This is a genomic window from Streptomyces sp. NPDC002265 (assembly GCF_040296125.1).
GTDB lineage: Bacteria > Actinomycetota > Actinomycetes > Streptomycetales > Streptomycetaceae > Streptomyces.
On the sequence record NZ_JBEOWS010000266.1, the window covers coordinates 1 to 14,174 of the forward strand.

Here is a 14,174-nt window from a genome sequence, read left to right on the forward strand (position 1 = left end):
GCTGGTCGTACGGCACCATGCAGGCGATCTGGAAGCACCGCAGGGCCGTCGTCGAACGCGGCCCGTCCGGCCGCTTCGGCCGCGTCGGCCTGCCCCTGGTCTCCCTGTTCATGGTGCTGGCCCCGCTGCTGGCCCCCCTGATCGACATGTTCCTCGTCTACGGCCTGCTCTTCGGCCCCACCCAGAAGACGATCCTGGCCTGGTTCGGCGTCCTGGCCGTCCAGGTGGTCTGCGCGTCCTACGCCTTCGTCCTCGACCGTGAGCGCCTCACCCCGCTCATCTCCCTGCCCCTCCAACAGATCCTCTATCGCCAGCTCATGTACGTCGTCCTGCTCCAGTCCTGGATCACGGCCCTGACCGGCGGCCGGCTGCGCTGGCAGAAACTGCGCCGCAAGGGCGGGGTGTCGGCACCGCCGAACGCGCCCGTGCAGGAACAGCGCGTCATGGATGGAAGGCCGGTCGCATGAACCCGCACCACCCCGAAGCCACCACGGCCACCCAGTCGCCGAACCCGGCGCGCATACCGCAGCAGCCCTCGGCACCGGAGCCGGCACCCGCGTCCGAGTCCACGGCCACGTCCGCGCAGGAGCCGAAGCGCGCCTCAGGACGCGACCGGTACTTCGACCTGCTCCGCGCGATCGCCCTCTTCCGCGTCGTCTTCTACCACCTGTTCGGCTGGGCCTGGCTGCCCGTGGTGTTCCCGTCCATGGGCGTGATGTTCGCCCTGGCCGGCAACCTCATGGCCACCTCGCTCGGCAAGCGCCCGGCCGTACAGGTCGTACGCGGCCGGATGCGGCGCCTGCTGCCCCCGTTGTGGCTGCTCGGCGCGGTCGGCGTCACCGGCATGCTGCTGGGCGGCTGGGGTCCCGACTCCGACGGACACCCCGGCTGGTGGTGGATCCACCTCGGCTTCTGGATCCTGCCGCTGAGCGACCCGCCGTTCGGCGACCAGGTGCCCGGCATCCACGGTCTGGTCGGCGACGAGTGGGCCACGGAACTGGCCGTACCGCTCTGGTACATCCGCGCCTACCTCTGGTTCGTGCTGCTCTCCCCGCTCATGCTGCGCGCCCTGCGCCGGCTGCCCTGGCCGACGATCCTCGCGCCGATCGCCCTGTCCGCGGCACTGGAGTTCGGCCTGCTCACCGTGCCCTTCTCACGGCTCGACTCCAATCTCAGCGACTTCGGGGCGTTCGGCTCGTGCTGGCTGGCGGGCATGGCCCACCAGCAGGGCGTCCTGAAGAAACTCCCCCGCTACGTCGTGCCGTCCCTCGCCCCGGTCGTCGCGGGCATCGGCCTGTGGTACGCGCTCACCCACAACTTCACATCGGGCCACGACCTCGACGACATGCCGTTCGCCCAGGCGCTGTGGTCCTTCGCCACCGTGCTGTTGCTGCTGCACATCAGCCCCTCGTGGTCCGAGTGGCCGGGCCCGCTGCGCCGCTGGGACCGCCTGGTCACCCTTCTCAACGCCCGCGCGGTGACGATCTATCTGTGGCACAACGTGTGCATCGTCGTCGCGGGCACCCTGTGGGACCACCTGTGGAACGTCACGTTCCTGTACGACGACGCGCCCTGGATCCTGACGAGTTCCTGGCCGGTACTGGTCGTGGTCTGGGCCCTCACCGCCGGCTGTGTCCTCTGCTTCGGCTGGATGGAGGACGTCGCGGCAAAGCGCAGGCCACGGCTGTGGCCCGACGGGTCGGCCTCGCGCGCGGGAGCGCACCGGGCCTGACGGTCCGTCCGGGCCGCACTGGTGTCATGACGCGAAGCCCCGCTACCGTAGCGGGGCTTCGCCACTACGACACAGGAGCCTCCCGTGACCCGCCGCCCTCGCCTGCTCACCACAGCCGCCGCCGGAGCCACGGCGCTGCTCCTTCTCACCGGGTGCGGTGGCGGAGACGGCGGTTCGAAGGGCAACGACAAGATCGCGGGCGCGGACACGGACACGTCACCGTCGGCCTCCCCGAGCCCTTCGGCATCGCAGGCGGCGGACCGACCGAAGATCGAGCTGCCGTCGGACGACATCCTCACGTTCACCCCGGAAAAGGCGGGTGACGCGGTCAAGGACGCGATCCTCAGCGACAACGCGGAGTTCGTCCGAGCCATGGACGCGGCCATCATCGCTCAGAATCCGCGCCTTCCCGCTCTGGAGTACTACACGGAGGGTGAAGGGGCCGCAGCGGCCCAGAAGTGGGTCCAGGGGTTCAAGGATGACGGTCTGACGGTGACAGGCGCCGTGCGCTACTACGACCGTCAGGTCAACGTCGAGTCCAAGGACAAGGCTTCGCTGACGTACTGCGGCGACGAGAGCAAGGGCTTCAACAAGGTCATCAAGACCGGAGTGATCCAGAAGACGAAGGCCACCAAGGACAGTTACGTCCTCTATGGCGTCCAGGTCGAGAAGAACGACAAGGGAGTCTGGGAGCTCGTGAAGATCGCTTCTACTCGAGGGGCTGACAGGTGCCAGCCGTGACGCGCCTCACCCAATGCGTGATGGCCACGTTGGTCGCGGTGTCGATCTGCGTGCTCTCGGCACCTTCTGCGATGGCCGACCGGACCAACCATGGAGGTCAATCAGCTGGCGGCGATTCCGGGTCGGACACGAACACCTCCGGCAACGTGAACGGGGACACCGTTTCCGCCTCTGCGAAGGGGGTCGTGTTCGACACCTCCAAGAATGGCAGTGGCTCGTCCGTGGGGCCCGTCGCCTCCGCCGACACTTCCTGGTCCCCGCCCGCCTGCTGGTACGCGCCGAAGTACACGCCCCAGCAGTTGCAGGACACCCTGGAGCCGATCTGGGAGGCCGGGTCCACCGGGGACGCGTGGGACGCCGATCAGCGCGCCTACTACGTCGACGGCGACTACAAGGACTTCAACAAGGCGAAGACCGGCAAGGGCTACTGGTGGGACTCGTATGTCAACGAGAGCTTCCCGCCCGGCTGGGACAAGTGCACCCACCGCCCCTTCTGGGTGGACAACGGTGACGCCCCGCCCGCCGACATCCCGAACGTGGTGACCCCGGAGATCCTGGCCGGCCTCGCCTACGCCGAGATCCGCGTCCCCACCAAGCCGGTCACGCTGAAGCCCGAGGGCACCACCAAGGTGAACCTGCCGACCTGGGCGTGGCTGGACGGCGCCGACTTCAAGCCCGTCTCCGTCACCGCCCGCGTCCCGGGCATCAACGGCCTCTTCGCGACCACGACCGCCGAACCGTACTCGCTGAGGATCGAGCCCGGCACGGCGGACGCGGAGACGTATCCGGCGTCCGGGGTCTGCGAGATCCGCGGCGGCCACATCGGTGAGGAGTACGCCGCGGGCAAGGCGAACGAGACGCCGCCGTGCGGGGTGAAGTACCTGCGGTCCTCGGGGGACGGCACGTTCCACCTCAGGGCCACCGTCACCTGGAAGATCCACTGGGTGGGCTTCGGCAACACCGGGGACACCCTCCCCGACGGCACCTTCGGCGCCGACCAGGACGTCGTCGTCCAGGAGATCCAGGCCGTCAACCGCTGAGGTCCCGGAAGGGAACGACCTCTCACCCGCCCGCTTCCCGGGGTGAGGGCAACGTTCCCTTCCGGTCACTCACAGCCACAGCCAGGAAACGAGCCCTCCCTACCTTCGGGACTCATCACCGTTCGTCACCTCGCGAACCGTCCGAGTCCCGAAGCACCGTGGAGGCGTCATGACTGCCCCTGATACAGCCCCCGCAGCGAGCAGGGGAGGCCGTTGGATCGAGCACTGGGATCCGGAGGACGAGGCCTTCTGGCAGGAGTCGGGGGAGAAGGTGGCCCGCCGCAACCTGCTCTTCTCCGTCCTCGCCGAGCACATCGGCTTCTCCGTCTGGACCCTGTGGTCCGTGCTGGTGCTCTTCATGGGCCCGGAGTACGGGCTGACCCCGGCCGACAAGTTCCTGCTGACGTCCGTGGTCACCCTGGTGGGGGCCGTGGTGCGGGTGCCCTACACCTTCGCCGTGGCGGTCTTCGGCGGCCGGAACTGGACGGTCATCTCGGCCTCCCTCCTGCTGATCCCCACCGTCGCGGCGTTCACGGTGATGGAGCCGGGGACCTCGTTCTCCACGTTCCTGCTGGTCGCGCTGCTCGCCGGGTTCGGCGGCGGCAACTTCGCCTCCAGCATGACCAACATCAACGCCTTCTTCCCGCTCCGGAAGAAGGGCTGGGCCCTCGGCCTCAACGCGGGCGGCGGCAACATCGGCGTACCGGTCATCCAGCTCGTGGCGCTCGCGGTCATCGGGGCGAGCGGCGGCCCGCGCGTGGTGCTCGCGATCTACATCCCGCTGATCGTCCTGGCCGCCACGCTCGCCGCGCTCAGGATGGACAACATCGCGTCCGTGAAGAACGACACCGGCGCCGCGATCGACGCGGCGAAGGACGCGCACACCTGGATCATGTCCTTCCTGTACGTCGGCACCTTCGGCTCCTTCATCGGCTACAGCTTCGCCTTCGGACAGGTGCTGACCAACGAGTTCGGGCGTACGCCCCTCCAGGCGGCCTACCTCACCTTCATCGGCCCGCTGCTCGGCTCGCTGATCCGGCCCGTGGGCGGGCGGCTCGCCGACCGGTACGGCGGCGCGCGGATCACGCTGTACAACTTCGTCGGGATGGCCGTCGCCACGGGCTGTCTGGTCTTCGCCTCCATGGCGAAGTCGCTGCCGCTGTTCGTGTCCGTGTTCGTCGTCCTGTTCGTGCTCAGCGGGCTCGGCAACGGGTCGACGTACAAGATGATCCCCGGCATCTTCCACGCCAAGGCACTCGCCCAGGGGCTGACGGGCGAGGCGGCCGCCCGGCACGGACGCCGGCTCTCCGGGGCCTCCATGGGACTCATCGGCGCGGTCGGCGCGCTCGGCGGCGTCGGCATCAACCTCGCCTTCCGGCAGTCCTTCCTGTCCTACGGCTCCGGCACCGGAGCGTTCGTCGCCTTCCTCGCCTTCTACGGACTGTGCTTCGCGGTGACCTGGTCCGTATACCTTCGCCGTCCGGAGGCCCGTCCCCGCACGGAGGTGGCCGCAGAGACGAACCCGCAGCTCAGCTACGCCGAGGTGTGACGTAACACCGGCGACACGGGGCCGAACCGAGTCTGTCACGCACCGTTGACAGGCTCGCTCGGCACGTAGGTGCACATCGTTCCTCCGGGGCCGAGCGGGAGAGAGTGCTGTTGCCATGCGTGCCAGAACCCAGCAGAACGCAGTCAGCGAGCAGCAGTTGCCGACCTTCTCCAGCGCGGGACGAGAGCCTATGTACGACGAAGAGAAACGACCGGCGCCCGGTCCCCTCGCGGGCTTCACCGTGGGTGTGACGGCCGCGCGGCGGGCCGACGAACTCGGCGCGCTCCTCGGGCGCCGCGGGGCCGCCGTGCTGCACGCCCCGGCGCTGCGCATCGTGCCCCTCGCCGACGACGGTGAACTGCTCGCGGCGACGAAGCAGTTGATCGGCCAGGCGCCGGACGTCGTGGTGGCCACCACCGCCATCGGCTTCCGCGGCTGGGTCGAGGCCGCCGACGGCTGGGGCCTCGGCGAGTCCCTGATCGACCGGCTGCGCGAGGTGGAGCTGCTGGCGCGCGGGCCCAAGGTCAAGGGAGCAGTCCGGGCCGCCGGGCTGACCGAGGACTGGTCGCCGTCGAGCGAGTCGATGGCCGAGGTGCTGGACCGGCTCCTGGAGGAGGGCGTCGACGGGCGCCGGGTCGCCGTACAGCTGCACGGTGAGCCGGTGCCGGGGTTCGTGGAGGCGCTGCGGGCCGCGGGTGCCGAGGTCGTCGGGGTTCCGGTGTACCGCTGGATGCCGCCCGAGGAGATCGCCCCCCTCGACCGGCTGCTGGACGCCACCGTCTCGCGCGGACTGGACGCGGTCACCTTCACCAGCGCCCCGGCCGCCGCGTCCCTGCTCTCGCGCGCCGAGGACCGCGGGCTGCTGCCCGAGCTGCTCGCCGCACTCCACCACGATGTGCTGCCGGCCTGCGTCGGGCCGGTCACCGCGCTGCCGTTGCAGGCCCGGGGCATCGACACGGTCCAGCCCGAACGCTTCCGGCTCGGGCCGCTCGTGCAGCTGCTCTGCCAGGAACTGCCCGGACGGGCGCGGGCGTTGCCGATCGCGGGGCACCGGGTGGAGATCCGCGGGCACGCGGTGCTGGTGGACGGCGACCTCAGGCCCGTACCGCCGGCCGGCATGTCCCTGCTGCGGGTGCTGTCCCGGCGGCCCGGCTGGGTGGTCGCCCGCTCCGAGCTGCTGCGCGCGCTGCCCGGTGCGGGCCGTGACGAGCACGCGGTGGAGACGGCGATGGCCCGTCTGCGTACGGCTCTCGGTGCGCCGAAGCTGATCCAGACGGTGGTCAAGCGCGGGTACCGCCTCGCGCTGGACCCGGCGGCGGACGCGAAGTACGCGGACGCGTAGGGCCTGTCCGGGGGCAGACCTCGGGGCCGTACGCGGCGCGGGAGGTGACGAGGGGTTCCGGGGGAGCGAACGGGCGGGCACTGTGGGAGGGAACGGTTCTCCCGGCCCCTCCCCCCGGGACTCCGCCGGACTGCTGCCCGGGATCCACCCGGGGTTCCGCCAGGGTTCCCCGAGGACCCGGCGGAGTCCGGCGCAGTCCGTGCGGGGCCGGCAGGAGCCGTCTGAGTGCACCGGAACCCACCGGCCCCGTCCCCCGCGGGGCAACCCCTAGGCGGTGACAGGCACATGGCACTGGATACGGCCACAGCCCCGTACGAGATGCGGTTCGACGCCGGACGGATCTGTCTGGATCTCCTCGCGACCGCCCACCCCGGCGAACGCCTCGACTCGCTCGCGGCGCTGCACGCCTGGATCACCCGCGCCGGACTGGTCCCGCCGGGCACCCCGCTGGCGCACGCCGACGCCTCCTGGCCGGCCGCCTTCCGCGAACTGCGTTCACAGACGGCCTGGTTGGTAAGCGGTTGTCTCGGCGTCCGCGCCCGCTCGCACGGCGACGGCGACGACGTGTCCCAGAACCTCGCACTGACACGCGTCAACGAGTACGCCCGTGCCGCGCCGCCGGTCCCGCGCGCCGTCCGCGCCGAGGACGGCACCTTCGTACGGGAGTTGGCCGGACCGCCGGAGTGCGCGGCCCTGCTCGCGGCGGTCGCCAGGGACTGCGTGGAGCTGCTCACGGACCCCCTCGCGCGGGCGGGTCTGCGCCAGTGCGAGGGGGACAACTGCCCGATCGTCTACCTGGACACGTCGCGGGGGCGCAGAAGGCGCTGGTGCTCGAGCGAGGTCTGCGGAAACCGCGAGAGAGTGGCCCGGCACCGTCGGCGGGTGGCCCTCGCCCAGGCCTGAGTGTCGCCTTTGCGGCTTCTGGGGGGCAGGAGCACGGGAATTGACGAAGTGATTTCGATAACACTTCGTTTGCATCCGGCGTGGCGCGGGCAGTTGAAGCGATCTTGGCGCCGTGGGGGAAATGTAAAGATCGTGCAGGAGGAATGTGCGCTCATGTCCGTCACGTCATGCCACCACGAAGAAAACTGCCGCTCGGGTTTGAACATCCCGCGACCCGCGTCCGTACCCCTCGGCGAGCGACCGACTGGGGGATCCCCCGGACATCGGAGGTGGGCGTGCGCAAGGATTCTGCCGTGGCCAATGAACGTGGACCGAGGGCCCGGCATCGTATGTCCCAGCCCTCGGAGCCTGATGAGGAGCTGATGCGTGCCCTGTATCGGGAGCACGCCGGACCCCTCCTTGCGTATGTCCTCAGGCTGGTTGCCGGCGACCGGCAGCGCGCCGAGGACGTCGTGCAGGAGACACTCATCCGTGCCTGGAAGAACGCCGGTCAGCTCAATCGGGCGACCGGATCGGTACGCCCCTGGCTGGTGACGGTCGCGCGTCGCATCGTCATCGACGGCCACCGCAGCCGGCAGGCCCGGCCGCAGGAGGTCGATCCGTCGCCGCTGGAGGTCATCCCCGCGGAGGACGAGATCGACAAGGCGCTGTGGTTGATGACGCTGTCGGACGCGCTGGACGACCTGACCCCCGCCCACCGGGAGGTCCTGGTCGAGACCTATTTCAAGGGGCGTACGGTCAATGAGGCGGCCGAGACCCTGGGCATACCCAGCGGCACGGTCCGCTCGCGGGTCTTCTATGCCCTGCGGTCGATGAAGCTGGCACTGGAGGAGCGGGGGGTGACGGCGTGATGAGCGTATACGGGGGGTTCGGAACGGGTGGTTCGGGTATGTCTGGCCCTATGCAGGGATCACCGGCCCCGAACGAGCACGAGACCGTCGGCGCCTACGCCCTCGGGATTCTTGACGACGCCGAAGCAACCGCTTTCGAATCCCATCTCGCGACCTGTGAATGGTGCGCCCAGCAGCTCGAGGAGCTCGCCGGGATGGAGCCGATGCTGGCCGCCCTCGCGGACCTGCCCGGCGCCGGTACCCCCGCGATCGGCGAGTCCCTGTCCGCGATGCCCAGCCCACGGCTGGCGGAGAAGCTCGTCGACGAGGTCGCCGAGCGTCGCGCGGCCAAGCGCCGGCGCGGCTTCTACCTGGTCGCGGCCGCGGCCGCGCTGATCGTCGGCGGCCCGCTGACGGTGCTGGCGGCGACCGGCGGCTCGGACTCCGGGGCGAACAACACGGCGGCGGGACCGGCGCAGGCCGCCTTCCAGACCATGACCGACAAGAAGTCGGCCACGGACCCGACGACGCATGTCACCGCGACCGTGGCCGTGGAGAAGAAGGACTGGGGTACCCACGCCGTCCTCCAGCTCAAGAACGTCAGCGGACCGGAGAAGTGCTCGCTGATCGCCGTCGGCAAGAACGGCGAGCGCGAGACCGTCACCTCCTGGTCCGTGCCGAACTGGGGCTACGGCCTGGCCGACGCCAAGACCGAGACCGCGAAGAACCCGCTGTACGTCCACGGCGGTGCCGCCTTCACCCCCAACCAGATCGACCACTTCGAAGTGATGACCTTCGACGGCAAGCGGTTGGTGGAGGTGGACGCGTAACTTCCCGGGCGGGGTCCCCTTCGCGTACGGTTGACGGCTGCCCAGCACGTCAGAAGGGGGCCCGGTGGCCGCTCAGGCTCAACAGGAAACCGCGGTCGGTTCGGTCCACGGCGAAACGCACGACTCCGTACGGGACCGGGAGATCGGCATCGAGCAGGTACACCTGGATCAGGTGTACCGCAGGCTCGAGGAGAAGATCCACGAGGCCGAGTTCCTCATGAACGACGCGGCCAAGCGCGGCCAGGTCGGTACGCCCGGCGCGCTCGCCGAGCGGGACGCGCAGGTCTTCCGGGCGGGGGTGCACCTCAACCGGCTCAACAACGAGTTCGAGGACTTCCTCTTCGGCCGGATCGACCTGCTGCGGGGCAAGGACGGCAAGAAGGGGCCCGACGGCGCCTACACGGCCGTCGAGCCCGCCGAGGGAGCCGTCCGCGAGGACAACACCGCCGACATCGCCGAGACGCTCCACATCGGCCGCATCGGCGTCCTCGACCAGGACTACTCGCCCCTGGTCATCGACTGGCGGGCCCCCGCGGCCGCGCCGTTCTACCGCTCCACCCCGGTCGAGCCCGGCCGGGTGGTGCGGCGCCGGGTCATCCGTTCCAAGGGCCGCCGCGTCCTCGGTGTCGAGGACGACCTGATGCGCCCCGAGCTGACCGCCTTCCTCGACGGCGAGCGGCTGCCCGTCATCGGCGACGGCGCGCTCATGGCCGCGCTCGGCCAGGCCCGCAGCCACACCATGCGGGACATCGTCGCCTCCATCCAGGCCGAGCAGGACCTGGTGATCCGCGCCCCCGCCGCCTCCGTGACCTACGTCGAGGGCGGCCCCGGGACCGGCAAGACCGCCGTCGCCCTGCACCGGGCGGCCTACCTCCTCTACCAGGACCGCCGCCGGTACGCGGGCGGCATCCTGATCGTCTCGCCCACGCCCCTGCTGGTGGCGTACACCGAGGGCGTCCTGCCGTCCCTCGGCGAGGAGGGCCAGGTCGCCATCCGGGCGATCGGCTCCCTGGTCGACGGCGCGGAGGCCACCCTGTACGACTCCCCGGCGGTGGCCCGCGCCAAGGGCTCGTACCGGATGCTGAAGGTGCTGCGCAAGGCGGCGCGCGGGGCGCTGGAGACCAAGGACACGCCCACCCGGCTGCGGGTCGTCGCCTTCGGCCGCCGGCTGGAGCTGGAGGCGGCCCAGCTGGAACGCATCCGCAACAACGCCCTCGGCGGCACCGCGCCCGTCAACCTGCTGCGCCCGCGGGCCCGCAAGCTGCTGCTGGACGCCCTGTGGGAGCAGTCCGGCGCGGCCGGCCGGCACTCCGACCCCGAGCTGGCCGCCGAGCTGCGCTCCTCCTTCGACGAGGACGTGACCTCCGAGGACAGCTTCATCGGGTTCCTCGACGCCTGGTGGCCCGAGCTGGTACCGCGGTCCGTGCTGGCGGCGATGGCCGACGAGCGGCGGCTGGGGCGCTGGGCGCGGCGGATCCTCAACCCCGGCGAGGTACGCCGGGTCGCCCGCTCCCTCGGCCGGGACGGCCTGTCCGTGCACGACGTGGCCATGCTGGACGAGCTCGAAGCCGTCCTCGGCGCCCCGGTCCGCCCCCGCAAGCGGCGCGAGCTGGACCCGCTGGACCAGCTCACCGGCCTGGAGGAGCTGATGCCCCAACGCGAGGAGACGCAGCGCGAGCGGGCCGAGCGGCTGGCACAGGAGCGCACCGAGTACGCGCACGTCATCGTCGACGAGGCGCAGGACCTCACGCCGATGCAGTGGCGCATGGTGGGCCGGCGCGGCCGGCACGCCACCTGGACGATCGTCGGCGACCCGGCGCAGTCGTCGTGGTCCGACCCCGACGAGGCGGCCGAGGCCCGCGACGAGGCCCTGGGCAGCCGTCCGCGCCGCCGCTTCCAGCTGACGGTGAACTACCGCAACCCGGCCGAGATCGCCGAGCTGGCGTCCAAGGTGCTCGCGCTCGCCATGCCCGGCTCCGTCTCACCGTCCGCCGTCCGCTCCACGGGTGTGGAGCCGCGCTTCGTGGCGACGAACAACGCGCAGGCCGCCGCCGTACGCAACCCGCTCGCGGAGACCGTCCGCGAGGAGGCCGCCCGGCTGCTCGACCGGGTCGACGGCACGGTCGGCGTGGTCGTCGCCATGAACCGCCGCGAGGAGGCCAGGCGCTGGCTCGCCGGGCTCGGCGACCGGGTGGTGGCACTCGGCAGCCTGGAGGCCAAGGGGCTGGAGTACGACGCGACGGTCGTGGTGTCGCCCGCGGAGATCGCGGACGAGTCACCGGCGGGGCTGCGCGTGCTGTACGTCGCGCTGACCCGGGCCACCCAGCAGCTGACGGTCGTCTCGGCCGGTCGGGACGAGCCGGACGAGGCGGGAGTGCCGGACCTGCTCAGGGACTGAACCCGGCGGGCGCCCCGCCCCCGGACGGACCGGTCCTGGGGGGGCAGGGCACCCGGGCCACCGGGGCGGTCGGACGGGCCACGGGGCTGGCCGGACGGGCCGCCGGGGTGGTCACGGGGGTGGCCGGAGGCGGCCGGGGACGGCCGTCCGGGGGCGATTCCGGTGAAACCTCGGCCTGTTTCCTGTGAACTCCGCGCACGGGAATGGTCTTGCCCGATCCGTTTGTTAGCCTGGGTGTGACACCGGCTCGATCCAAGCCCCCGGGCCCAACCTTCGTCGCCACGAGCGACCACTTGCCGCGAGGCGAGCATGGCGGGTCGGTGTCATGAACGAGAGAAGAGGCCCACGTCACCTTGTGATGTGGGCCTCTTTCTTTGCCGATCGCTTCTCGTATTGTGGAAGTCGTCTTCCGAAACTGGCACCGAGCCGCGAACAATACGTCCGCAATCCGGGGCGACTACCACGTACTCGGGGGTAGGTGCGACGATCGGACGGCATTAGCGAAGCGACACGGTGAAAGCAGAAGGAAGTCGGCCATGGCAACGGCGCCCAGCGTCTCCTACTCGATGACGATCCGGCTGGAGGTGCCCGCGAGCGGAACGGCCGTCTCGCAGCTCACCAACGTCGTGGAGTCCTCCGGAGGCTCGGTGACCGGCCTCGACGTCACCGCCTCCGGCCACGAGAAGCTCCGTATCGACGTCACGATCGCGGCCAGCTCGACCGCGCACGCCGACGAGATCGTCGAGAAGCTCCGCGGCATCGAGGGCGTCACGCTCGGCAAGGTCTCCGACCGTACGTTCCTGATGCACCTCGGCGGCAAGATCGAGATGCAGTCCAAGCACCCCATCCGCAACCGTGACGACCTGTCCATGATCTACACGCCGGGTGTGGCCCGGGTGTGCATGGCGATCGCGGAGAACCCCGAGGACGCGCGCCGCCTCACCATCAAGCGCAATTCCGTTGCGGTCGTGACGGACGGCTCCGCCGTACTGGGTCTCGGCAACATCGGCCCGAAGGCCGCGCTGCCGGTGATGGAGGGCAAGGCGGCCCTGTTCAAGCGGTTCGCCGGCATCGACGCCTGGCCGCTGTGCCTGGACACCCAGGACACCGACGCGATCGTCGAGATCGTCAAGGCGATCGCCCCCGGCTTCGCGGGCATCAACCTGGAGGACATCTCCGCGCCCCGCTGCTTCGAGATCGAGGCCCGGCTGCGCGAGGCCCTCGACATCCCCGTCTTCCACGACGACCAGCACGGTACCGCGATCGTCGTCCTCGCCTCCCTGACGAACGCCCTGCGTGTGGTGGGCAAGGCGATCGAGGACGTACGCGTCGTCATGTCGGGCGCGGGCGCGGCCGGCACGGCGATCCTCAAGCTGCTGCTCGCCGCGGGCGTCAAGAACGCCGTCGTCGCCGACATCCACGGCGTCGTGCACGCCGGCCGCGAGGACCTGGTGGACGCCGCGGCCGACTCGCCGCTGCGTTGGATCGCCGACAACACCAACCCCGAGGGCCTCGTCGGCACCCTCAGGGAAGCCGTGCGCGGCGCCGACGTCTTCATCGGCGTCTCCGCCCCGAACGTCCTCGACGGCGACGACGTGGCCGCGATGGCCGACAACGCCATCGTGTTCGCTCTCGCGAATCCGGACCCCGAGGTCGACCCGGCAATCGCCCGCCAGACCGCGGCAGTTGTGGCCACCGGCCGCTCCGACTTCCCCAACCAGATCAACAACGTGCTGGTCTTCCCGGGCGTCTTCCGCGGGCTGCTGGACGCGCAGTCCCGGACGGTCAACACCGAGATGATGCTCGCGGCCGCGAAGGCCCTCGCCGACGTGGTGACCGAGGACGAGCTGAACCCGAACTACATCATCCCGAGCGTGTTCAACGACAAGGTCGCGGGTGCGGTCGCGGGCGCGGTCCGGGAGGCCGCGAAGGCCGCGGGCGCGTCGGTCTCGTAGGCTCGGCGAAGGCGTGGGACCCGGCCTGTGGAGGCGTTGTGACGATTGCCACGGTCGGGTTTCGCCCCGGCGCGTCGCGGAACCGGGTCCACTGACAGCCCTCTATCGTGACGGCCGGGCTCGGTCCCCACATTTCGTGTGACTCCCAAGGGTGTTCTCACGACTGCTGGGGGTGCCGGATTGGCTTTCCCGCCGCAGGTGGGGGCAGGATGCGTCTCTGGGCGCGAGGGTTCTGACGACGGACCCGGGTCCGGGGTATGTCCGAGGACCCTGGCAGCATCGAGTTCGCTGTGCCCAACTATGCGGCTCCGCCGCGTGGCACGCCTCAACGGCAAGAAGAACACGGGAGTAACAACATGAACCGCAGTGAGCTGGTGGCCGCGCTGGCCGACCGTGCCGAGGTGACCCGCAAGGACGCCGACGCCGTGCTGGCCGCGTTCGCCGAGGTCGTCGGCGACATCGTCTCCAAGGGCGACGAGAAGGTCACCATCCCCGGCTTCCTGACCTTCGAGCGCACCCACCGTGCCGCTCGCACCGCGCGCAACCCGCAGACCGGCGACCCGATCCAGATCCCGGCCGGCTACAGCGTGAAGGTCTCCGCGGGCAGCAAGCTCAAGGAAGCCGCGAAGGGCAAGTAAGCCCGTCGCAGGGCGGCAGGCCCGTAGGGCGACTGCGCCCGCGCCCACGCCCCGGGACGGCATGGACGTCAGGGGCGCGCCCCGGGACGACATGCGCGTCCGGGACGACCGATTGACGCCAATGGCCGGGAACGGGTTCGGCTTCTGGAAGACCATGCCGATACGCCGACGGGCGTCCGTCAGCCGCCGCGCGGGACCGTAGATGTCCTCGCCCTC

General features: G+C 70.6%; 11 protein-coding genes and 1 pseudogene. All 12 read left to right on the top strand.

Features of this window, described 5'->3' with window-relative positions; translation table 11 throughout:
• A pseudogene (locus ABT085_RS33680) lies at positions 1–467 on the top strand (bi-functional transferase/deacetylase); the annotation flags it as partial.
• Complete coding sequence (locus ABT085_RS33685) at positions 464–1,732, top strand: acyltransferase family protein (RefSeq protein WP_351616664.1); 1,269 nt, start codon at positions 464–466, stop codon at positions 1,730–1,732. The pseudogene ABT085_RS33680 and the gene ABT085_RS33685, both read left to right, overlap by 4 nt.
• Positions 1,733–1,816: 84 nt before the next feature.
• Entirely contained in the window at positions 1,817–2,473 is a 657-nt protein-coding gene (locus tag ABT085_RS33690) for a hypothetical protein (protein WP_351616666.1), read from the top strand.
• Positions 2,461–3,513: a hypothetical protein gene (locus tag ABT085_RS33695; RefSeq protein WP_502982865.1), complete on the top strand. Its 1,053-nt coding sequence runs from the start codon at positions 2,461–2,463 to the stop codon at positions 3,511–3,513. The genes ABT085_RS33690 and ABT085_RS33695 overlap by 13 nt, the downstream gene beginning before the upstream one ends.
• A 169-nt stretch (positions 3,514–3,682) precedes the next feature.
• Positions 3,683–5,062 carry a nitrate/nitrite transporter gene (locus ABT085_RS33700; protein WP_351616672.1) on the top strand — a complete coding sequence of 460 codons (1,380 nt, stop codon included), beginning with the start codon at positions 3,683–3,685 and terminating at the stop codon, positions 5,060–5,062.
• Positions 5,063–5,252: 190 nt separating this feature from the next.
• Entirely contained in the window at positions 5,253–6,404 is a 1,152-nt protein-coding gene (locus ABT085_RS33705) for a uroporphyrinogen-III synthase (protein ID WP_351616686.1), read from the top strand.
• A 285-nt stretch (positions 6,405–6,689) separates the two neighbouring features.
• On the top strand, positions 6,690–7,307 hold the full coding sequence (locus ABT085_RS33710) for a CGNR zinc finger domain-containing protein (RefSeq protein ID WP_351616675.1): 618 nt from the start codon (positions 6,690–6,692) through the stop codon (positions 7,305–7,307).
• Positions 7,308–7,636: 329 nt separating this feature from the next.
• Entirely contained in the window at positions 7,637–8,158 is a 522-nt protein-coding gene (locus tag ABT085_RS33715; protein WP_010039908.1) for a sigma-70 family RNA polymerase sigma factor, read from the top strand.
• The gene (locus ABT085_RS33720; RefSeq protein ID WP_385534186.1) at positions 8,158–8,967 is read left to right on the top strand and encodes an anti-sigma factor family protein; all 810 of its coding nucleotides are present in this window, start codon (positions 8,158–8,160) and stop codon (positions 8,965–8,967) included. The genes ABT085_RS33715 and ABT085_RS33720 overlap by 1 nt, the downstream gene beginning before the upstream one ends.
• Before the next feature lie 64 nt (positions 8,968–9,031).
• Positions 9,032–11,365: a HelD family protein gene (locus ABT085_RS33725; protein ID WP_351616680.1), complete on the top strand. Its 2,334-nt coding sequence runs from the start codon at positions 9,032–9,034 to the stop codon at positions 11,363–11,365.
• Between the two features lie 536 nt (positions 11,366–11,901).
• Positions 11,902–13,320: an NAD-dependent malic enzyme gene (locus ABT085_RS33730; RefSeq protein ID WP_351616683.1), complete on the top strand. Its 1,419-nt coding sequence runs from the start codon at positions 11,902–11,904 to the stop codon at positions 13,318–13,320.
• 356 nt (positions 13,321–13,676) lie between these two features.
• Complete coding sequence (locus ABT085_RS33735) at positions 13,677–13,958, top strand: HU family DNA-binding protein (RefSeq protein WP_004000874.1); 282 nt, start codon at positions 13,677–13,679, stop codon at positions 13,956–13,958.
• Positions 13,959–14,174: the final 216 nt, after the last annotated feature.

What these genes read in the sequence shown, in the direction of transcription:
- ABT085_RS33700 (WP_351616672.1), top strand. Translation starts at nt 3,683, where the DNA reads ATGACTGCCCCTGATACAGCCCCCGCAGCGAGCAGGGGAGGCCGTTGG.
- ABT085_RS33720 (WP_385534186.1), top strand. Translation starts at nt 8,158, where the DNA reads ATGAGCGTATACGGGGGGTTCGGAACGGGTGGTTCGGGTATGTCTGGC.
- ABT085_RS33730 (WP_351616683.1), top strand. Translation starts at nt 11,902, where the DNA reads ATGGCAACGGCGCCCAGCGTCTCCTACTCGATGACGATCCGGCTGGAG.
- ABT085_RS33715 (WP_010039908.1), top strand. Translation starts at nt 7,637, where the DNA reads ATGTCCCAGCCCTCGGAGCCTGATGAGGAGCTGATGCGTGCCCTGTAT.
- ABT085_RS33685 (WP_351616664.1), top strand. Translation starts at nt 464, where the DNA reads ATGAACCCGCACCACCCCGAAGCCACCACGGCCACCCAGTCGCCGAAC.
- ABT085_RS33710 (WP_351616675.1), top strand. Translation starts at nt 6,690, where the DNA reads ATGGCACTGGATACGGCCACAGCCCCGTACGAGATGCGGTTCGACGCC.
- ABT085_RS33705 (WP_351616686.1), top strand. Translation starts at nt 5,253, where the DNA reads ATGTACGACGAAGAGAAACGACCGGCGCCCGGTCCCCTCGCGGGCTTC.
- ABT085_RS33735 (WP_004000874.1), top strand. Translation starts at nt 13,677, where the DNA reads ATGAACCGCAGTGAGCTGGTGGCCGCGCTGGCCGACCGTGCCGAGGTG.